Source organism: Peijinzhouia sedimentorum (assembly GCF_049340005.1).
Taxonomy (GTDB): domain Bacteria; phylum Bacteroidota; class Bacteroidia; order Cytophagales; family Cyclobacteriaceae; genus CAXBDP01.
On record NZ_JBMPIY010000002.1, the window covers coordinates 342,386 to 363,092 of the forward strand.

At 39.7% G+C, this 20,707-nt stretch carries 19 protein-coding genes; 5 read left to right on the top strand and 14 right to left on the bottom strand.

All coding sequences use genetic code 11. The features are described 5' to 3' along the window. Positions 1-141 precede the first annotated feature (141 nt). From nadD to ACOXY8_RS04725, 4 genes are read right to left on the bottom strand one after another with little or no spacing between them, the layout of a single operon-like run. Positions 142-714: a nicotinate (nicotinamide) nucleotide adenylyltransferase gene (nadD, locus tag ACOXY8_RS04710; RefSeq protein ID WP_458330390.1), complete on the bottom strand. Its 573-nt coding sequence runs from the start codon at positions 712-714 to the stop codon at positions 142-144. Next, positions 711-1,283, bottom strand: coding sequence for a guanylate kinase (gene gmk, locus ACOXY8_RS04715; protein WP_458330391.1), 573 nt, complete (start codon positions 1,281-1,283; stop codon positions 711-713). Before gmk ends, nadD begins: the two co-directional genes overlap by 4 nt. A 38-nt stretch (positions 1,284-1,321) precedes the next feature. Then, on the bottom strand, positions 1,322-1,609 hold the full coding sequence (locus ACOXY8_RS04720) for a hypothetical protein (protein WP_458330392.1): 288 nt from the start codon (positions 1,607-1,609) through the stop codon (positions 1,322-1,324). A gap of 9 nt (positions 1,610-1,618) precedes the next feature. Beyond that, positions 1,619-2,197 (bottom strand): sigma-70 family RNA polymerase sigma factor, encoded by a 579-nt coding sequence (locus ACOXY8_RS04725; protein WP_458330393.1) that lies wholly within the window; start codon positions 2,195-2,197, stop codon positions 1,619-1,621. A gap of 103 nt (positions 2,198-2,300) precedes the next feature. On the opposite strand from ACOXY8_RS04725, the gene ACOXY8_RS04730 reads away from it, so the two are divergent. The 4 genes from ACOXY8_RS04730 (at position 2,301) to murA (ending at position 7,812) form a co-directional block, all read left to right on the top strand. Next, positions 2,301-3,392 carry a glycosyltransferase family 4 protein gene (locus ACOXY8_RS04730; RefSeq protein WP_458330394.1) on the top strand — a complete coding sequence of 364 codons (1,092 nt, stop codon included), beginning with the start codon at positions 2,301-2,303 and terminating at the stop codon, positions 3,390-3,392. A gap of 149 nt (positions 3,393-3,541) precedes the next feature. Next, positions 3,542-5,803 (top strand): ATP-dependent helicase, encoded by a 2,262-nt coding sequence (locus tag ACOXY8_RS04735; protein WP_458330586.1) that lies wholly within the window; start codon positions 3,542-3,544, stop codon positions 5,801-5,803. A gap of 38 nt (positions 5,804-5,841) precedes the next feature. Beyond that, positions 5,842-6,507 (top strand): DUF4290 domain-containing protein, encoded by a 666-nt coding sequence (locus tag ACOXY8_RS04740; protein ID WP_458330395.1) that lies wholly within the window; start codon positions 5,842-5,844, stop codon positions 6,505-6,507. Beyond that, positions 6,508-7,812 (top strand): UDP-N-acetylglucosamine 1-carboxyvinyltransferase, encoded by a 1,305-nt coding sequence (gene murA, locus ACOXY8_RS04745; RefSeq protein ID WP_458330396.1) that lies wholly within the window; start codon positions 6,508-6,510, stop codon positions 7,810-7,812. It begins immediately after the preceding gene. Positions 7,813-7,996: 184 nt separating this feature from the next. On the opposite strand, the gene ACOXY8_RS04750 is transcribed toward murA, so the two are convergent. The 9 genes from ACOXY8_RS04750 to ACOXY8_RS04790 form a co-directional block, all read right to left on the bottom strand. Then, complete coding sequence (locus tag ACOXY8_RS04750; protein WP_458330397.1) at positions 7,997-9,241, bottom strand: alkaline phosphatase family protein; 1,245 nt, start codon at positions 9,239-9,241, stop codon at positions 7,997-7,999. 70 nt (positions 9,242-9,311) lie between these two features. Continuing rightward, positions 9,312-11,210, bottom strand: a complete 1,899-nt coding sequence (gene acs, locus ACOXY8_RS04755; RefSeq protein ID WP_458330398.1) for an acetate--CoA ligase — start codon at positions 11,208-11,210, stop codon at positions 9,312-9,314. 174 nt (positions 11,211-11,384) lie between these two features. Then, positions 11,385-12,512, bottom strand: coding sequence for a DNA polymerase III subunit beta (gene dnaN / locus ACOXY8_RS04760; protein ID WP_458330399.1), 1,128 nt, complete (start codon positions 12,510-12,512; stop codon positions 11,385-11,387). 141 nt (positions 12,513-12,653) lie between these two features. After that, positions 12,654-13,577, bottom strand: coding sequence for a hypothetical protein (locus ACOXY8_RS04765; protein ID WP_458330400.1), 924 nt, complete (start codon positions 13,575-13,577; stop codon positions 12,654-12,656). Further along, positions 13,577-15,262, bottom strand: coding sequence for a gliding motility-associated ABC transporter substrate-binding protein GldG (gene gldG, locus ACOXY8_RS04770; protein ID WP_458330401.1), 1,686 nt, complete (start codon positions 15,260-15,262; stop codon positions 13,577-13,579). Before gldG ends, ACOXY8_RS04765 begins: the two co-directional genes overlap by 1 nt. Further along, positions 15,256-15,984, bottom strand: coding sequence for a gliding motility-associated ABC transporter permease subunit GldF (gene gldF, locus ACOXY8_RS04775; RefSeq protein WP_458330402.1), 729 nt, complete (start codon positions 15,982-15,984; stop codon positions 15,256-15,258). The genes gldG and gldF overlap by 7 nt, the downstream gene beginning before the upstream one ends. Next, a complete protein-coding gene (gene gldA / locus ACOXY8_RS04780) occupies positions 15,981-16,904 on the bottom strand; it encodes a gliding motility-associated ABC transporter ATP-binding subunit GldA (RefSeq protein WP_458330403.1) in 924 nt (307 codons plus the stop codon). Before gldA ends, gldF begins: the two co-directional genes overlap by 4 nt. 4 nt (positions 16,905-16,908) lie before the next feature. Beyond that, a complete protein-coding gene (locus ACOXY8_RS04785; RefSeq protein WP_458330404.1) occupies positions 16,909-17,604 on the bottom strand; it encodes an SDR family oxidoreductase in 696 nt (231 codons plus the stop codon). A gap of 9 nt (positions 17,605-17,613) precedes the next feature. Further along, on the bottom strand, positions 17,614-18,432 hold the full coding sequence (locus ACOXY8_RS04790; protein ID WP_458330405.1) for a purine-nucleoside phosphorylase: 819 nt from the start codon (positions 18,430-18,432) through the stop codon (positions 17,614-17,616). Positions 18,433-18,583: 151 nt separating this feature from the next. Between ACOXY8_RS04790 and ACOXY8_RS04795 the strand changes: the two genes are divergently transcribed. Further along, a complete protein-coding gene (locus ACOXY8_RS04795) occupies positions 18,584-19,108 on the top strand; it encodes an NADPH-dependent FMN reductase (protein ID WP_458330406.1) in 525 nt (174 codons plus the stop codon). Here ACOXY8_RS04795 and ftsZ read toward each other — a convergent pair. After that, positions 19,105-20,679: a cell division protein FtsZ gene (gene ftsZ, locus ACOXY8_RS04800; protein ID WP_458330407.1), complete on the bottom strand. Its 1,575-nt coding sequence runs from the start codon at positions 20,677-20,679 to the stop codon at positions 19,105-19,107. The genes ACOXY8_RS04795 and ftsZ overlap by 4 nt on opposite strands. Positions 20,680-20,707: the final 28 nt, after the last annotated feature.

The following is a 20,707-nucleotide window of genomic DNA, read 5'->3' on the forward strand; positions in this document are numbered from 1 at the left end:
AATAAATATCAAATGGGTGCCTCTTAAGGGCACCTTTTTTTGTGCTTTTTTGCCCAAGCTATTTCAGCTATGGATATTGATTATTTCCAAATCGGTAATATTCAAAAGCGGGAGGAAAATACTGAGAAAACAAAATTTAGCTTAATTGTATAACCCTTTTCCCACAATATAATCAATTACCGAATTTGGCAATAGATATTTTGGACTGCGGTTTTTCTTAAATAGTTTACGGATAAACGTTGCTGAGATATTGAATTGAGGGGACTCCACTCTATGGACATTGGGATGTTCCAGCAACTCTGATTTTTTAGAACCTGGGCGGGGGTATACAATTAGCCCATACTGATTGAGGATGGTTTCATGGTTCTTCCATTGAGGGAAATTTACCAGATTATCCTCTCCCATTATTACTTGGAAGTGATGATTTGGATATCGGTCGCTAAGCCATGCTAGGGTATCACTTGTATAACTCGGTCTAGGCATGTGGAATTCAATATCACTTGCACGAAATTTCCAGTGATCCTCGATGGCCAGCTCCACCATTCGAAGTCTATCAAATTCATGTGCCAATTGCTTACTTGCTTTGAAGGGATTCTGCGGAGAAACTACAAACCACAGCTCATCCAATTTGGCTTCCTCTAATATCACATTTGCGATAATCAGGTGCCCAACGTGAATGGGATTGAAAGAACCAAAAAAAAGGCCTACTTTCATTTTTTGAGGAAGTCTTCTACCAATTGCTTGGCACGATTTACTGAACTTTCCAGATCGTCATTGAGTAAAATTACATCGAATTTATTGGCAAAGCCCATTTCAAACTCGGCTTTATAAATTCTCCTCGACAAGCTCTCAGGCGATTCGGTTCCACGATCGGTAAGTCGCTCTTTCAAAACTTCCATTGATGGCACTTTCACGAAAACTGCCAGCGCTTTGTCGCCAAAGTACTTCTTGAGGTTGAGGGCTCCTTTTACATCCACGTCAAATATCACATGGCGGCCTTCAGACCAAATTCGCTCTATTTCAGATTTGAGAGTACCGTAATAATTTCCTTCGTACACTTCCTCCCATTCCACAAATTCATCCCGATCAATTTTTTGTTTGAATTCGTCTTTGCTGAGGAAATAATAATCTTTGCCATTTTGCTCCATCCTCCCGCGTCGATCGCGAGTACTAGCCGAAATGGAAAATCCTAGTGTAGGAAAGGCTTCCAATAAATGCTTTACGATGGTTGTTTTTCCCGACCCAGAAGGTGCGGCGAATATGAAGGCTTTTCCTTCCGGCATAATGTAAGAGGCTTGGGTTTAAGAAAAATCCGAAACTATCAGACGCTTTCTTTGATCTTTATTCGAATGGAATTCGCCAGTTCTTCAGGGCAGCATTTGGTTTCTAGCTTTGTTTTAATCGCTTCTTTAATGCTTCTGTCTAAGTTGTAGTTTTCGATACAACACATACATTTCTCAAGCTTTAGTTTCAGCTTTCCTTCCAACTCCATATCAGCTTCGCCATCGATATAAAGCTGAAGTGCTTTCAGGCATTCTTCTCTATCAGGACATGGCTTTTCATGCTTTCCCCTCGACCACTGAAACCACTTTGTAAAATGTAAACCCATAATTACGTTTTATTTATAACCCATTGTTTTAGCATAAGATTTCAATTTCTCTTTTAGCAAGTTTCTAGCCCTGTGTAATCTGGAGCGTACGGTACCAATTGGGATGTCCAATATTTTGGCCATTTCCTCGTAAGTGAACCCCTCAAGGTCGCAAAGAATTATTACTGTTCTGAAATCTACGTCTAGTGCATTAAGTGCTATGGCAACTTCATCACCAATCATATCCTGCACGGTTTCTACGCGCAAATCTGTGGTGATTGCTTCATCTACATCGTCAGAGTTGTAAAAGTTCTCAACCTCCTGATAATCTACTTTTGAAGGTTGCTTACTCTTTTTACGGAAGTCATTGATAAAGCTGTTTTTCAAAATTCGGAACAACCACGCTTTTGCATTAGTTCCGGCCTGAAAAGAGGTGATAAATCGGAATGCCTTCAAATAAGTATCCTGCACCAAATCCTTGGCGTCGTCTTCGTCAAAAGTAAGCCTGTACGCAAAATTGTACATGCTATTGATATGCGGCATAAATTCGTTCTCGAATATGCGCTGTTTCTCAACTTTTGATAGAATAGGCTTTTCTTGTTCCGACATAAGATTTCCAAAAATACTAAACAATTACTATCCGCAAACTTAATTTCAGTTTGCTTTCACATAATATTATACCTTCTGTATCAATTATGGTTATTTTTACGCCATGCCTTCTCTCAAAATTTTGTTTCTGACCTACCAAGGCGACATGGCGGGCAGCACCAATTCCATAGCTATGCTGGCCAAAGCACTTGCCGAAAAGGGACATCAAATCTACCTTGGTTGCCGCAAAGAAAGCCTTATATATCAAATGCTCGAAGGTAGCAAGGTCAATCTTATAGCCATGACTTTCTCTGGCAAAATTGACTTTCAAAATATGCAGCAGATAAAATTCGCTGTAAAAAAATATAGTATCCAACTTATCAACGCTCAAAGTAGTTGGGATCGATATACATCCATATTTGCCAAATGGCGATATAAACTCCCAGTAAAGATTATCCATACTCGAAGGCAGCGACCATTGAGTATGGGTGGATTCTTGCAAAACTTCTTATACAACAGAGGCGCTGATGGATTTGTAGCCGTGAGCAATGGAGTGGCAGATGGCCTTCAAAAGATGGGACTTGACCCCAAAAAAATAAAAGTGATCAATAATGGTACGCCAATAGAGAAATATCAAAATCTGGATCCTATTCAAACTGAAAATCTCAGGAATAAATTTGAAATCAAAGAAAATGACTTTGTGATTGGCTGTGTTTCTAGACGCAAACAACAAGAGCAAATATTGCAAGCATTGGCTTTTGTTGAATTTCCAGTGAAAATGATTTTTGTTGGAATAAGAAAAGAAGCTGATCTAGAAAAATGGCTGGAGAAATTGCCTGCAAAACATCAAGTGTTTTTCGAGGGAGAAATTGGCGCTAATGAAATACTGAATTATTACCCGTTATTTGACATAAAAATATTGGCTTCGAATATGGAAGGATTGTCACAATCGCTGCTTGAAGCAATGGCTCTGGGCATTCCTGTTATCGCCACAGACGCTGCCGGCAATCCAGATTTGATAAAGCGGGAGGTAAACGGCCTGCTATTCCAAGAAGGAAATATCAAGGAACTCGCCAGTGCTATTAGCCTCCTATACCAAAACCCAACTCTAAGAAATAAACTTGCCCTCAAAGGCAAACATACCGCTTTGGTAGATTTCTCATTGGAAAATACCGTGAAGGCTTATGAGAAGTATTTCGCTGAGATTTTGAAGTGAAACTTGGGTGATGTTGAATTTCAAATAGCGTAAATTTGTAGTAACTCAAATTAAAATTGTGGAATAATCCACCTCCTCCCGCCAAAAAAAGGCTCATCCTTACGCTGTAAACTCTGTATTGATTAACTTGCAACGGTATGAATGAAGCGATTGATTTTCTCGATGAATTGAATCCTCCTCAAAGAGAAGGAGTAATCCACACTGATGGGCCTACAATGATTATTGCAGGTGCAGGCTCTGGCAAAACTCGTGTTTTAACTTATAGAATAGCTTATCTCCTCAAAGCAAAAAATGTTGATCCATTCAAAGTGTTGGCACTTACATTTACCAATAAAGCCGCAGGAGAAATGCGCCACCGAATCCAAGCTATGGTTGGTGGCGATGCTAAGAGTCTTTGGATGGGCACCTTTCACTCCGTTTTCGCAAGACTTTTAAGATCAGAAGGGCATTTGCTTGGCTATCCGAGCAATTTTACTATTTACGATGCAGACGATTCCAAATCGCTTATTCATACTATCATCAAAGAAAAAGGACTGGACGATAAGGCTTACAAGAAAAATTCAGTTTTTGGCAGAATATCCTCTGCTAAAAACAACTTGATAGGCTGGCAGCAATATATGGCTAATGCCGAGCTGATGGAAAATGATGCCATGACCAATAGGCCCGAGACAGTTCATATTTACAAGGCCTACACTGAGCGTTGCTTCAAAGCTGGCGCGATGGACTTTGATGATTTGCTTTTCAACACCAATTTGCTATTCAAAAGGCATCCCGAAATATTGCACAAATACCAACATCGATTCGAATATGTGATGGTGGATGAGTTTCAGGATACCAACCTTAGCCAATACCTAATTACCAAAAGACTTGCGGCTGTGCATCGTAATATTTGTGTTGTTGGCGATGATGCTCAGAGTATATATGCTTTTAGAGGTGCCGACATTCGCAATATTCTGAACTTCGAGAAGGATTTTCCAGAGCTGAAAATCATTAAGCTTGAACAAAACTATCGATCGACTCAAACAATTGTAAATGCAGCCAATTCCGTAATTGGGAAAAATAAAGCTCAGCTACAGAAAAATGTTTGGACGGCCAATGATAATGGCGACCACATTTCGCTTATCAAAGCTGCCAGTGACAATGAAGAAGGTCGATTGGTGGCAACTTCGATATTTGAAGAAAAGGCTCAAAAGAATTTACGCAATACAGATTTTGCAATACTATATCGTACTAATAGCCAATCCAGAGCTTTGGAAGAAGCACTACGGAAGTTGAGTATTAAGTATAAAATTATTGGTGGGCTTTCGTTTTATCAACGTAGAGAAATCAAAGATTTGATATCCTATTTGCGATTCACCATCAACCAAAATGATGAGCAAGCGCTGAGGCGAATAATCAATTATCCTAAAAGAGGAATTGGTGATACTACTGTAGATAAGATAATCGTGGCGGCAGATGATCATGGATTATCACTGTGGGAAGTCCTTTGTAATATTCGCCAGTTTCTTACGGGCAGAGCGGCAAATGCTGTGGAAGATTTTGCTGTGATGATCAAGAGTTTTATGGTGGAAGTTCGCGAAAAAGATGCTTATGAAGCATCAATGGAAATAGCCAAGGGTTCGAGCATTCTAAAAGAACTCTATTCGGATCGCACAGTCGAAGGGCTAAATCGCTATGAAAACGTACAGGAACTCCTAAACTCAATTAAGGAATTTGTGGACAATCCAGAAACCGAAAACAAAGATTTGACGGCCTTTCTGCAAGAAATCGCGTTGGTATCTAGTGTAGATGAAGATAAAGACGAGGATCAAGATAAAGTGACGCTAATGACCATCCATATGGCCAAAGGCTTGGAGTTTAATCATGTATATGTAGTTGGCATGGAAGAAGAACTTTTTCCATCTCAAATGATGCTAAGCAGCCGTGCCGATTTGGAAGAAGAACGAAGGCTTTTTTATGTAGCTATTACTCGCGCCAAGCAAAAATTGAGTTTGACCTATGCTCTGAGCCGTTATCGTTTTGGTAATTTGAAAAACTGTGACCCAAGCCGCTTTTTGGAGGAAATAGATGGACAATATATAAAAGTAGACAAACTATACAGCAGTAGAGAACCAGCTATGCGCAGTAGCCATTATGCAAAAAACTTAGTGAGTTCATTACCAAAAATGCCATTGCGAACAACCTCCCGCTCTGTACCTCCTAAAGGCATAAAACCCGCTGATGATTTTGTGGCATCGGATACATCAAGTCTGAAAGAAGGAATGCGGGTGGAGCATCCTAAATTTGGCGAAGGCTCTGTAATCCAAATGCAAGTAGAAGGAGCAAACAGAAAAGCAAAGGTTAGTTTTGATCATTTTGGAGAGAAAACATTATTACTTAGCTTTGCAAAGCTTCGGATAATTGATAATTGAACCACAGGAATCCGAATTCCCCATTAATTACATATTAGATGCACGAATACAATACGAGCCGCATTAATATTACTCTGAGAGAGTACGGCAGAAATATCCATAATATAGTAAGCTTTATTAAAGAAGAGCCAGATCGCGATGTAAGAACTCGTTTGGCTTATACCTTGGTAAGCTTGATGAAACAAGTTGCGCCAACGGTACAGGATTATCCTGAATATGAGCAAAAGCTTTGGGACGACATTTATATCATGTCTAATTTCGAATTAGATGTAGATGCGCCATTTCCAAACCCTGAAGCAACACTCTTAAAAAAGAGACCTCAAAGGGTAGAATATCCTGCTACCAACATTCGTTATAAGCACTACGGCAAAAGCGTGGAGTTGCTGATAAAAAGAGCAATGGAGTTGGAAGATCCAGAAGAGATTGATGCTGCCGTTATTTACTTAGGTAAATTGATGAAGACATTTTACAGCACTTGGAACAAGGACAATATCGATGATAGTGTGATTGTGAAAAACATAAAGGAAATGTCTGGAGGCAAACTCGAAATTGATTTGGAAAGAGTAAGAGCTGAAAATCTCTTCGATTCGAACATAAGAGAGCGCAACCAAGAAAAAGAAGCGGGAGGAACTCCACAAAACATGCGTAACAGAAATCAAAAAGGACGTGGCAGCAAGCCGCATTACAAAAAAAGAAGAAACTAAATGGGTTCATTCAAGGTAGCCGGAGGGCTAAAGCTTAGTGGAGAAATCACGCCTCAAGGGGCAAAAAACGAAGCTCTCCAGATTATCTGCGCAGTATTGCTCACTTCTGAGCCAGTAACCATTCACCGTATTCCCGCAATCCGTGATGTAATTAAGCTCATAGAGCTGCTCAAAGACATGGGCGTGAAAGTGGAACAATTATCTGAAGAGACTTTTCGATTTACCGCATCAGATGTAAATCTTGATTATCTCGATTCTGCTGAATTTGAAAAACAAGCCTCATCACTAAGAGGCTCCATAATGATATTAGGCCCATTGTTGGCTCGCTTTGGTAGAGGCAAAGCTCCTAAGCCTGGTGGAGACAAAATCGGTCGTCGCAGGCTAGATACTCACTTTATTGGTTTCCAGAAATTAGGCGCAAAATTCCGCTACGAATCTGACTCAAGTATGTATTACATCGATGGGTCCGATTTGAAAGGCTGCTATATGCTACTTGATGAAGCTTCCGTTACTGGTACTGCCAATATTGTGATGGCGGCAGTAATGGCCAAAGGTACTACTACTATTTACAATGCCGCTTGTGAACCCTATTTACAGCAGTTATGCAAAATGCTTAATCGCATGGGGGCTCAGATTTCGGGTGTTGGCTCTAATCTATTGACTATTGAAGGTGTTGATTCACTTTCTGGAACAGAACATACGATGTTGCCTGATATGATTGAGGTTGGTAGTTTTATTGGGCTAGCTGCAATGACACAATCTGCTATCACCATCAAAAATGCCGGTGTTGAACACCTTGGATTAATTCCATTGAAATTCCAGCAGCTTGGTATTAAGATGGAAATTATTGGCGATGATATTCATATTCCAGCTCAAGACAGCTACGAGATCGAAACCTATATTGATGGCTCCATCCTGACCATTTCCGATGCAATATGGCCAGGCTTTACGCCAGATTTATTAAGTATTGTTTTGGTGGTTGCAACACAAGCAAGAGGCACTTTGCTCGTACATCAGAAAATGTTCGAAAGCAGACTTTTCTTTGTAGATAAGCTAATTGATATGGGCGCTCAAATTATTTTGTGCGATCCACATAGAGCTACCGTTATTGGGCTAGACCGTAAATATGATCTGAAAGGCATCAGAATGAGTAGTCCAGATATTAGAGCTGGTGTCGCATTGCTCATTGCGGCATTAAGTGCCAAAGGCGAATCTATTATCGACAATGTGGAGCAAATTGATCGTGGCTACCAACATATTGATAAAAGATTGCAAGCACTAGGAGCAAAGATTGAGAGATTGTAAGTTAATCTCTCATCAATCTTCAATCACCTCTCAGGCTCCACCATAATTCGCTTCATCATATTCACTTCTTTCCATTGAATGCTAAGGAAAAACATGCCAGAATTCAATCATTCTGGATACGGTTATGTGTTGAATACCAAAGTCTAATTGTGTTGAAATAGCAATATTTCAAGTCAAAAGTTTACTATCTTAAAATTGATTTTAATATCTCAATATTGCCGTCATTCTTCGCTGGTTCAATACCCAAAAGCTCACACATCATTTCATAAATATGCACATTTTCGAATGCTTCAATTTTGGTGCCTTCTGCAATATTTGGCCCATGAGCTAAAAATATACCTTGCATATCTTTTTCTTGGTTATCAAAACCATGCGTACCAGCAGGAAGTCCTTGAATAAAAAAGTTGAGCCTATTACGACTAGTTATTTGCCAACCATTATCTGCTACTACTATTAAGTCTGTCGTTCGCGGATGATTTTTAACGTGCCAGTAATCCGGAATTTCCTCTTTGGTAAATACTCGAAAGTTTCCATTTTCTTTCTCAGCTTCTTTAAGCTTTGCAATGGCCTCATCCTTATAGGTACTATCCGTGAAATTAATCATAGAAACTGGCGTCCAATCCACCATTTGTACTCTAGTAACATCAATTATCTGATCAATTAAAACGACTCTATCAGCTGACAATTCAGACATTCCATGATCGCTAACAATCACAATGTTTGTACGGTCATAAATGCCCTTTTCTTCTAGTCTATCCACCAAGTATCCAAGCAATTCATCTGCCTGCTCTATATACACATTTACTGAATCAGCATTTGGACCTCTGCCATGACCTTGAGTATCTACTTCAGAAAAATACAGTGTAGCAAAATCAACATTTGGCTTATCTGTTTGGGTAAACCAATTGACAACTGTATCTATTCTAGCTCTTTCGTCCATATTGGTATCGTATATTTTCCAATAGGTAGCATATTTATCATTAATCGGAGCTTCGGACCCTACCCAAAATAATGTTCCAGCAGTCAGCCCTTGTCTTTCGGCGGTATTCCAAATTGGCTCACCTTGATACCAAGCAGGATTTTCTACGGCTTCCCTATCACCTATTCTGTAATATTTGTCTATTTCTTTATCGTACATGGTGTTGGATACAATACCCGAATTTTCAGGGTAAAGTCCAGTTACGATAGAATAATGGTTAGGAAATGTTTTGGTAGGAAAAACTGGAATCAAGCCATCAGCTTTTGCTCCTCCCGCTATAAACTTGTCAAAATTTGGGGTATTAGCTCTTTCGAAGTAATCATATTTGAAGCCATCAAAAGAAATAAGCAAAAGAAAATTTTTCTCTGGCTCTTGTTCCTTTTCTTGAGTACAACTAATAATTGTTACTGCCAATAACAGGCAAAAGGCAATAGACTTAAAGTTTTTCATTTGTAAAATAATTTGGCGCAAAATTCGGGTAATTAAATCCTAGTTACAACTTACTCATGTAAACGAATCGTTATTTTATTGCTCCTTCAATTATTTCATCTACAATTAGCGGATCAAGCAAGGTTGATGTATCTCCTAAGCTACTAGTTTCTCCTTCAGCAATCTTGCGCAAAATTCTTCTCATTATTTTTCCCGATCGAGTTTTTGGCAGGCCATTTACAAATTGAATTTTATCCGGCTTAGCAATTTTACCAATCTCAGCCACAATAGTTTGAACAATTTCGGATCTCAAATTATCCTCAGAATTTGGCTTATCTCGAGTGATCACAAAAGCATAAATTCCCTGACCTTTGATGTCATGCGGATATCCGACCACTGCAGATTCTGCAACATGCTTATTTTGGTTGATGGCATTTTCAATTTCCGCGGTTCCAAATCGGTGACCAGATACATTTATCACATCATCTACACGTCCAATAATTCGATATTGGCCTTCGGCATTTCTTTTGGCACCATCGCCTGTGAAGTAATAATTTTTATAAGTGCTAAAATAAGTCAACTTACATCTTTCATGATCGCCCCAAGTGGTGCGCAAAAGTGAAGGCCAAGGAAACTTCATAGCTAAATATCCTTCAACCTCATTTTCGGTAATTTCCTTCCCATCAGCATCTAATAAAACAGGCTGTATGCCAGGAAGCGGGAGGGTGGCGTGGCAAGGCTTTTGGGGTGTTACTCCAGCGAGTGAGGTGATCATTATTCCTCCAGTTTCAGTTTGCCACCAAGTATCTACAATCGGGCATTGCTCTTTTCCTACATTTATGTTGTACCAATTCCATGCTTCTTCATTTATAGGCTCGCCTACTGTTCCCAATGTTTTGAGCGAATCCAAACTATACGAAAGCACATGGTCTTCGCCTGCTGCCATTAATGAGCGAATAGCTGTTGGCGCCGTGTAGAAAATATTGACACCCCATTTATCTACTACTTGCCAGAATCTGCCTGGATCAGGATAGCTTGGCACTCCTTCGAACATCACAGTGGTAGCTCCAGCCAACAAAGGGCCATATACCAGATAAGTGTGCCCTGTAATCCAGCCTACATCAGCCGTACACCAGAATATATCGCTCTCTTCATATTGGAATACATTTCGGAAAGAGTATTCTGCATAAACCATATACCCACCACAAGTGTGAACAACTCCTTTTGGCTTGCCAGTAGATCCAGAAGTATAGAGAATAAACAAATTATCCTCCGTATCCATTATTTCTGCCGGACAGTCTTTGCTAATTCCCTCTAATTCTTCGTGCAACCAAAAGTCTCTGCCTTCGACCATATTCACTGCCCAGCCAACTCTTTCAACTACCATAACTTTCTTCACAGATGGGCATCTTTCCAGTGCTTCATCTACCACCCGCTTTACGGGAATTTGCTTTGTGCCTCTATTCAATCCATCTGAGGTGAACACGAAATTGGCTTCAGCATCTTGGATTCTATCTGCTAAGGCATGGGCTGAAAAACCCGCAAATACAACTGAATGGATAGCGCCAATTCTAGCACAAGCCAATACAGAAAAAGCCAACTCAGGAATCATCGGCATATAAAGGCAAACTCTGTCGCCCTTTTGGACTCCATGCTTTTTCATCACGTTTGCGATTTGGCAAACACGCTCATGAAGTTCTTTGTAAGTAAATCTGATATATTTCTCTTTAGGATCATTTGGCTCCCAAATCAATGCAAGCTTGTTCCCACGAGTTTTTAAATGCCTATCGATACAATTTTCGGTGATATTGAATTTTCCATTGATGAACCATTTTACATTCGGCCCTTCGAAATCCCATTCAAGCGTTTTATCCCATTTTTTTCTCCAATAAAAACTTTCAGCTATTTCATTCCAAAAGCCTTCTGGGTTTTTCACGCTCTTATCATATGCTTCTTGATATTCCTCGTATGTCCTAATTGTATTCATCATAGTAATGGAAAATATGGATTTAGATTGATTTATGAACTGTGCAAAAAAGCTTCAAAATTCATTTCTACACTACACCTTCATATTGATTATCATATTAGCAGAAAATCGGAAGTAAAACAAAAAAAGTCCCAATTAAGGGACTTTTTGAAGGTTGATTGGTATAAATATTTTTTCTTATGATCCGTAGTTGGAAAGCATTACAGGCATTACGAGCATCAGAATGTCTTCTGCATCGTCTTTGGTTGTTGGTACAATTAAGCCTGCTCTATTTGGTTTGCCCAAGCTAAGTTTCACTTCTTTAGAATCTAAGTTGTTTAGCATTTCCACAAGGAATCTCGCGTTGAAACCGATTTGGATATCTTCGCCAGTATGGTCGCAGCTAATACGTTCTTGAGCTTCATTTGAAAAATCTAAATCTTCAGCCGAAATCTGCATTTCGCTACCAGTGATCTTTAAGCGTACTTGGTGAGTAGTCTTATTCGCATAGATTGCAATACGACGTAGTGAACTTAAGAAAGAAGCTTTTTCCAATATAATGTGGTTGTTATTATCTCCTGGTATTACATTTTCGTAATCTGGAAAACGCTCATCTATCAATCGGCAAATCATGCGGATATTTCCAAAGCTGAAAAATGCATGTGAGCCATTGAATTCCATATCTACATCCAAATTTTCAGCTGGCAATGTTGCTCTCAGTAAATTCAGCGCTTTGCGAGGAATAATGATAGACATATTGGTATCTGAGGTAACATCTACTCTGCGATAGCGGATAAGACGATGCCCATCGGTTGCTACAAAGGTTATGTTGGTATCAGAGAAATTTACATAAACACCTGTCATCGCTGGACGAAGCTCATCATTGCTAGTAGCGAAAATCGTATTGCCAATTGCGCTAGCTAATAAATCGGTAGATAGCTTCACATTGAAGCCATTATCTACTTTTGGCACTTTCGGAAAATCAGTGGCATTTTCACCAGCCAATTTATAGCGACCATTATCTGAGCTAATTTCAATGCTATAGGTCTCATCGTCTATAGTAAATGTTACCGGCTGCTCTGGTAAGTTCTTGAGAGTGTCCATCAAAATTCGCGCAGGCACTGCAATATTTCCGTTTTCTTTTGCCTCCACGCCCATTTGGGTAGTCATGGAAGTTTGCAAATCAGAAGCTGTTACCGTCAAAAGGCCGTCTTCGATTTCGAAAAGGAAATTCTCAAGAATAGGAACTACTGGGTTGGTGGTAATTACACCATTTATGGATTGCAATTGCTTAAGCAACGCGACTGATGATACTATAAACTTCATTATCTATTGATGGCTTTTGGTTCGTGTGAAACAAATATGGGTAAATTTAAAAATAAACATCAAAATATAAGCAGTTTATTGCAAATGAGATTTTCAATTTATGTTTTCAGCATGATTTCGAGCAAATAAATAAGCAATATATCAATTGCTGGGTCCATGCAAAATGGGCAATAATCTTGGTCTGCTTATCAAAAAGTAATCTTCCTCACCTAGAATTTCACCTAAGTAAAACCTTGGATCTTCTGGCAAATCATAAAACTTCAATTGAATACTTTTTTCCTCTGATAAATCATCCAATGTCAATTCAGCCATTGGCATAGTCAAATATTGTTGTACTTTTTCGTTTTGATTGTATGGCACCCAAACATCAGCATATAAACCATTCAGGTTTCTCATGAAATTCCTGATTTCTTCTTCATCCAATTCGCCATTTTCTTTACTTCGAAAGGCGCCTGCTTCATAAGCTATTGTAAATGAATTTGCCAAATCTTGCTTAATGGCTGTGACTGTAAATGTGCGCAAACTACCTTCGGTACCTCTATACAATGTTCGATCACGCCATTCATAAGGCCCTAATTCATAAATACTTGTAAGGTAGCTATCGTAGCCGGGCACAAAAGTGGCGTATATTTCACCTCCCGCTTCTATCAAAGATTGGGTTCGAGTGGCATTCCCGCCAGCTTTGAAAGCCTGAATCAACTCATCACCATTATAAACTTCTACATTCACCCAATTGGACACTTCATCTTTTAACAATTCTACTTCACTTTCTCCCAAGGTTCTTCTAACCTGCTGTCTCAAAAGAATCGCTTTCAAATTCACTTCCCAGCTTTTTTCGATTGGCCATCTATCATCCACCTTCCATACTCCCTCTTGCTCAGAAAGTACTATCGTTGTGTCATTTTTGGTAAGTCTAATGTGTGTAATAGCGGCTGTATCGGCAACTGCAAACTGCATGTTGGCTTGATTGCTTTGATTTGATGAAAATGGATTAAGCCAGAAAATTATATTGGCAAAAACCAAGAGCACTAATATGAAAGTCAATATTTTATTCTTGCGTGCCATTAGCGTCTATATTTTGCTCGATAAAATAATTGCCAAACAACACCAAAAATCAAAACGAAAAACAGCGGGAGGGCTATGTTCAATACTTGCCAAAGTGTTTTTTCCTGTTCGGCCTTCACCCGATCTAGCGGGCGTATTTGTACTGTTTTGTTGCGCGCCAAAATTAAATTTTGCTCATCGAGCATATACTGCAATACATTAATTATAAAATCGCCATTGGCAAATTGTTGGTTATCATAAGGATCGAAACCTACTGGGAAAGCCTGATTCGTTTGTACACTTTTTTCATTTCGCACAAAATCTCCATCTGCCACCACCAAAACTTGACTTGGAAAACCATCTCCTCTAAACTCAGTAGTATCTACCAAATCGGGTAAAAAGCGATTTTTAAAAAGGGAACTGAATGAGCCTTCAAGCAAATAGCCAACAGCTTTTGTTCCACTTTGAAAATCACTCGGAGTAAGGTCGCGTACATCGTTAATTCGAACCTGAGCTGGTGCAGTAATTACTCGAGTATATGGCGAAGTCATCAATAGCGGATGCTTTTTAATTCCATCTGCTCTTACGGTATCCATACTACTAACAAAACGTGTCCAAACTGCATCGAGATTACGAACCGTCGGGTGGTTAGCAAAGTTGTTGATAACGGGATAAAAAGGCCAGGGCATCAGTCGGATATCGGGTCTGTCGCCAAAATTACCAGTGACGACAGGGTAAAAACCGCTATTGATATCTTGAATATAATTTCCGTTTATTCGAACGCCATATTTAAATAGCAAATCATCTAAATTCAAGTCCACAGCAATGGCAAAATTATTCTGCTCGGCATTGGTCGCAGAGTCCATATTCACATAGAGCGAGTTCAAAAAAAAGAGCAATTTACCGCCACTCATTAAGAATTGATCAAGCTTGTACTTATCAGCTTCAGTGAATTTATCCTTTGGCCCTGCTACAATCAACGCATCAAAACCGATAACTTTCGGTCTATCGCTTAGTCTCATTCGGAATACATCATAGCGATCGTTTAGCAAGCCAGTAAGTCCAGCAATATCCAGAGAATCCCATTCATTATGCCCTTGCACTATGCCAATCCGCTTTTTAGCTGGCCTTGACAATTGCTGAATTGCAGCTGCTAATTCATATTCAACACCTTCAATGGATTGATTAAGAGCTTCCTCCGCAGATCCCATACGGCCGCCTTTAAGGAAATTAACGCCCACTTCCTCTCCTCGATATGTCACAATGGCTCCAGGAAATACTCGTCTCTGTACTTGCTGTGCATTTTCAGTCGCAAAAACATCAGTAGGTGGAATTCCCTTTTCTGCAAGTTTCTGAATAAATTCATTTCTAGCTATTTCGCTGCTTGTTTTATTTGGGTCGATAATTCTATAGGTCAATCCACTAGCAGATTGATGTTTGAACTCCTCCAAAGTCTCAATAATGGCTTTTCTCAATCGGATAAAACCAGGCGGGAGGTCGCCATCTAAATACAGTTCGACATATATTTCTTCGGTGGTTTCCTCAAGTAAATTCTCGGTAGTTGGCGATAAAGTATAACGCTTCTCCTCTGTAAGGTCTAATCGAAAAAAGTAATCATTCCCAAACAAACCCAATAAGCTCAAAGTGGCAAGCAATATCCCAAGCCCAAGGTAATCTGTCAGTTTTTTGCTTTCCCAGTTTACCATTTTCTAGAGGATATTTTCATCTTGGTGAGAAATAGAAAAAGCAAAATGGTGCATATGAAATAGTAAATATCACGTGAATCCAAAAGGCCTTTGCTCATGGCTTCGTAATGATACAAAATACCTATTCGCTCCATCATATAAGCAGCACTTCCTGATAAACTCATGCGAGACAAACCATCGAAGCCTGCATAGATCAAAAAACATAAAAATGCGCCTAAGAGAAAGGCTAATATCTGATTCTCGGTAAGCGATGATGCGAACAATCCTGTAGCGCAGAACACTGCTGCTAACAAAAATAATCCTATATATGAACCCGTAACTCCTGCTGAATCTATATTGCCGACAGGGTTGCCCAAGGCATACACACTGTAATAATAAATAAGGGTAGGAATTAATGCCACCAAAATGATAATGATGCCTGCAAAGTATTTGCCCACAATAATATCCCAATCCCTAAGTGGCTTAGTAAGCAGCAACTCCATTGTTCCACCTTTATTTTCTTCAGCAAAAAGCCTCATCGTAATGGCTGGAACAAGGAACAAAAATATATAAGGCCCAAATGTAAACAGCGTGCTCATATCAGCATAACCGTAGCTTAGAACTGCAGTATCAGGGAAAACCCACATGAGCAATCCGGTAACAACCAAGAAGATTCCAAGCACCAAATAAGCAGCAATTGAGCTGAAAAAAGCATTGAGTTCTTTGGCTAATATCCTCCTCATTTATCCGATTTTTTGGTTAATTGAGTGAATATTTCTTCCAATGAATTTTTCTGAACTTGGAGACCAAGTAATTCTAGTTTGGCTTCGCTTGCATATTGAAAAATTGCCGAGCGAGGATCCACATCTTTACTGCAATACAATCTGATTTTACTCTTGCTCTCAAACTCTATTTCAGAAATACCATCGATTCTCATAAGAACTTCTACAGCTGGCACATCAGAAAATTCCACAATGAGCACCATTCCTTTTTCCGACTTGCTTTTGAGTTCATCGACTGTGCCGCTGCCAACAATTTTACCTTTATTGATAATGACGACATCTTCACAAAGCGCTTCTACTTCTTGCATTATGTGTGTGGAAAGCAATACAGTTTTGTCCAAACTTAGATGCTTTATCAAATTACGGATTTCGGTGATTTGGTTGGGATCCAAGCCCGATGTAGGTTCGTCTAAGATGATCACATCTGGCTCGTGAATGAGAGCTTGAGCTAAACCTACTCGCTGCTTGTAACCTTTGGAAAGTTTCCCAATTTTCTTTTTCTGCTCAGGCATTAGCCCACACAAATCCATCATTTCACCTACTCTTTGCTTGAGTTTCCTCCCGCTCAATTCGTATAAGCCACCGCAAAAACGTAGAAATTCCGCAATATACATCTCTGAATAAAGCGGATTTTGTTCGGCCAAATAGCCTGTAATCTTTCTAATAGCAAGGGAATTACTTCTCACATCCATTCCATTTACATACACAGTACCTTGGCTTGGCGGTATGTATCCGGTGGCGATTTTCATAGTGGTAGATTTCCCTGCACCATTTGGCCCCAAAAAGCCCAATATTCGGCCTTCGGTCACTTCAAAGCTTAGGTCATCTAACGCTTTCTGATCATCATACATTTTGGTAAGATTTTCAACCCTTACAGACATAGGCTTATTTTCCTTTTGGTCTAAGTGGTCTTACCTCCAATTCGACTGGATGATAGTTTTCAGAAGTTTGCAACACATAAATAATGCTCTCTGCAACATCTTCCGCACGCATCATATTCTCATTAGCATTCACCGATTCGATCGGATCAAAGAAGTTTGTATTCACAGAACCAGGATTGATGGTAGTCACTTTGATCCCGGATTTTCTAAGCTCCTTAAACATCGATTGTGAAATACCTCTTACTGCGAATTTGGTTCCACAATAACCTGCCATACCTTCTATACCTGTAGTACCCGCAATAGAAGCAATATTGACGATATGCCCAGCTTCCATTACCTTCATTTGTGGTATTATCACTTTAGAGCAATAAAAAAGGCCATGGACATTTGTACGGAACATTTCTTCCCAAAGGCCAATTTCCATTTCCTCAAATGTTGACTCATAGCCTAAGCCCGCATTATTTACCAAAATATGGCAAGGCATATCCAATTTGCTTGATGTAGCTTTCCATGCTGCATTCACTTGCTCAAAGTTACCTACATCTACTTGGAAAAAATGAAAGTTTGGATTTTCAATCTCAGGCTCAGTTCTTCCCCAACCAGCTACAATTACTCCTTTTTCTAAAAGAGCCTTTACAGTCGCCAGTCCTATTCCTTTTGATACCCCTGTTACTACGGCGAGCTTATTTTTTAATTTCATATTTGTCTATTAAAGTCTTGCGATTAATTCACGAATAATTTTTGTCATGCCTGGTTCGGCCTTATTTGCCGCACCAATTACATCTTCCAATGATACTTTTTTGATTTTCCCTTCTACACCCAAATCTGTAATGGCAGAAATAGCGAATACAGGCAATCCCATTTGGCAAGCTACAGTAATCTCTGGAACTGTACTCATACCAACAGCATCTCCTCCTATAATCCTTAAGTATTTATACTCGGCTGGTGTTTCCAGATTGGGCCCCTTCACTCCTATGTAAACTCCCTCTTGTACTGGTATATTATGCTCTTTGGCAATCTTATGAGCTTCCGCAATCATTCCCTTGTCGTAAACCTCGCTCATATCTGGAAAGCGCGGCCCAAATTCATTATCATTTGCGCCGCTAAGTGGACTCTCAGGAAACAAATCAATTTGGTCATTGATAAACATCAAATCGCTAATTTTATAATCTGGATTTAGGCCTCCACTTGCATTGCTTACCATTAGGCGCTTGACGCCGAGAAACTTCATCACACGAACTGGAAAAGTAACCTGCTTCATATTATAGCCTTCGTAGTAATGGAAACGTCCTTGCATCGCCATTATAGGCTTACCTTCTAGTTTGCCGAAAATCAACCTCCCGCTATGGCTTTCTACGGTCGATACCGGGAAATGGGGAATTTCAGTATATGGAAAGGAAATTTCTACTTCAATTTCTGTAGCTAATGCACCCAAACCTGTTCCTAGGATGATCCCCGTTTCTGGAATAGTTTGAATACGGCTTCTTAAAAATTCAGTCGTTTCTTTTACTTGATCTATGTATTTCACTGCTATAAATTTTGGCTAAAGTTAAGGAATAATGAGCTTGTATAAATGGAATTAGAAATCCATATCATTTGGAGGTTAAAATTTCAATTTACAATTGTAAACCATTCGATTGCTTTGATGGTTTTGACATCTTAATGATACATTTGCATCCATGATAAAAATCGTAATTGGCACCAATAGGAAGAACTCTAACTCTGAAACAGTAGCGAAACTTTATCAGCGCATGTTGAAAGAAAAGCGGGAGGATGCGGAAATACTGAGTATGGAGGAGTTACCGGAAGACTTTGCTTTTTCAGCTTTGTATGAGAATACGGGTAAAAACCAGGCATTCAATATATTTGTAGAGCGATTGAGAGAAGCCAATAAAATAGTATTTGTAATACCTGAATACAATAATTCCTTCCCTGGCGTATTAAAAACATTTTTTGATGGATTGCCCTATCCAAGCCCATTGGCCGGAAAGTGGGCGGCTTTGGTGGGTGTATCCACCGGTGTGCAAGGTGCTAGCTTGGCCTTGAGCCATCTAACTGATATATTAAACTATCTGGGCATGAACGTATTGGCGACTAAGCCACGTCTTGCCCAGATAGCTTCCCATTTGTCAGAGGATACACTTCAGAATCCGATATATCAGCGGTTTCTAGAAATTCAAATGGACGAGCTTATTAAGCTTTAGTCCACATTGTCGTGCAGAAAACGGTTGTTGCCGAGTATCTGACTGTCTTCATTCAATTGAAATCTGCTGATATTTTTCTCTCTAGAAGGCGTTACTTCTTGTAATGCTACTTTCTTACGCATATAAGCAGGTGTGTCCAATTTTTCTTTGAACTCATCTTGATTCATGCTAGAGCTTTTTAAGCCATTCAATCTGTTGATTCTTTCCTTTGCAGCTTCGATCAATTGCTTGCGCTTTTCATCCAATGAATCCGCGGGTTTTGCTTTTGGAGTAGAATCAGCTGTTGGCTGCTCTGCTACTTTAGAAGGTGTTTTGTCTTCAATTTCATAGCCTTCCAACTCGCTAAGCACTTTATTGGTGTAGCTTTCCTCCCGCTTTTCTACAGGCTTTGCTGGCTCAGCAGGCCTAGCTTGTTTAGTAGTAAAAGGCGAACTCTGAGCTGGTCTGCTGCCAATAGAAGGATTAGTTATTGGTGTGTAACCTGCAGGCTTTTGCTCAACCTTCTTTTCAGGAAACAATGGCATTTGATTCTTTGGCTTAACTTTTCCGCTTTCCAAATCTATTACTCTAGCTTCTTGCTCAGTTTTATTTTTCACCTCACCTTGATCGAAGCCTGTAGCAATTACTGTAACACGAATACTTTCACCCAAATCAGTGTCGATACCATGACCGAAAATTACTTCAGCTTCATCTCCTGCTTTGGATTGGATGTATTCAGAAATCTCAGTAAGCTCATCCATCTGTAGCTCAGCTTGCTCTCCCGATATGATAGAAAGTAAAATCTTCCTTGCGCCAAGGATATCAACGCTATTAAGTAATGGAGATGTGATCGCTTCTTCGGCAGCTTTGAGTGAACGGCCTTCGCCAGCTGTTGTAGCGGAGCCCATTACGGCAGCACCAGCATTTTTCATTACCGTTTTCACATCTTCAAAATCGACGTTGATATAGCCAATTACTGTGATGATTTCGGCAATACCCTTCGCAGCTGTAAGCAATACATTATCCGCTTGCGCAAATGCTGTAGTGATGGACAAGTTGCCGTAAATATCTCTCAACTTATCATTGAGGATTACCAATACGGTATCACAACTTTCCTTGAGTTCGCGAATACCATCGTAGGCTTGTTGAATTTTACGCTTGCCTTCAAAAGAGAATGGAGCAGTTACAATCCCTACAGTAAGGATGTCCATGTCTTTAGCAATTTTCGCAATTACTGGAGCAGCACCTGTGCCGGTGCCACCACCCATACCTGCTGTGATAAATACCATTTTGGTATCATCGCTCAACATATCGCGAACATCTTCCTTACTTTCGATAGCAGCTTGACGTCCTTTATCAGGATTTGCTCCAGCTCCTAAACCTTCGGTAAGGCTAGTCCCAATTTGTAATTTATTGGGTACAGGTGAAAAACGAAGCGCTTGCATGTCAGTATTCACGACTACAAACTCCACGTCCTTAATCCCCTGATTGTACATGTGGTTGACAGCATTGCTGCCACCTCCTCCCACACCTATCACCTTGATGATAGATTTGTGGTGCTTTGGTAATTCAAACTTATAGGTATCTTCCATGACAAATGGTTATTTATATATTTTAAAA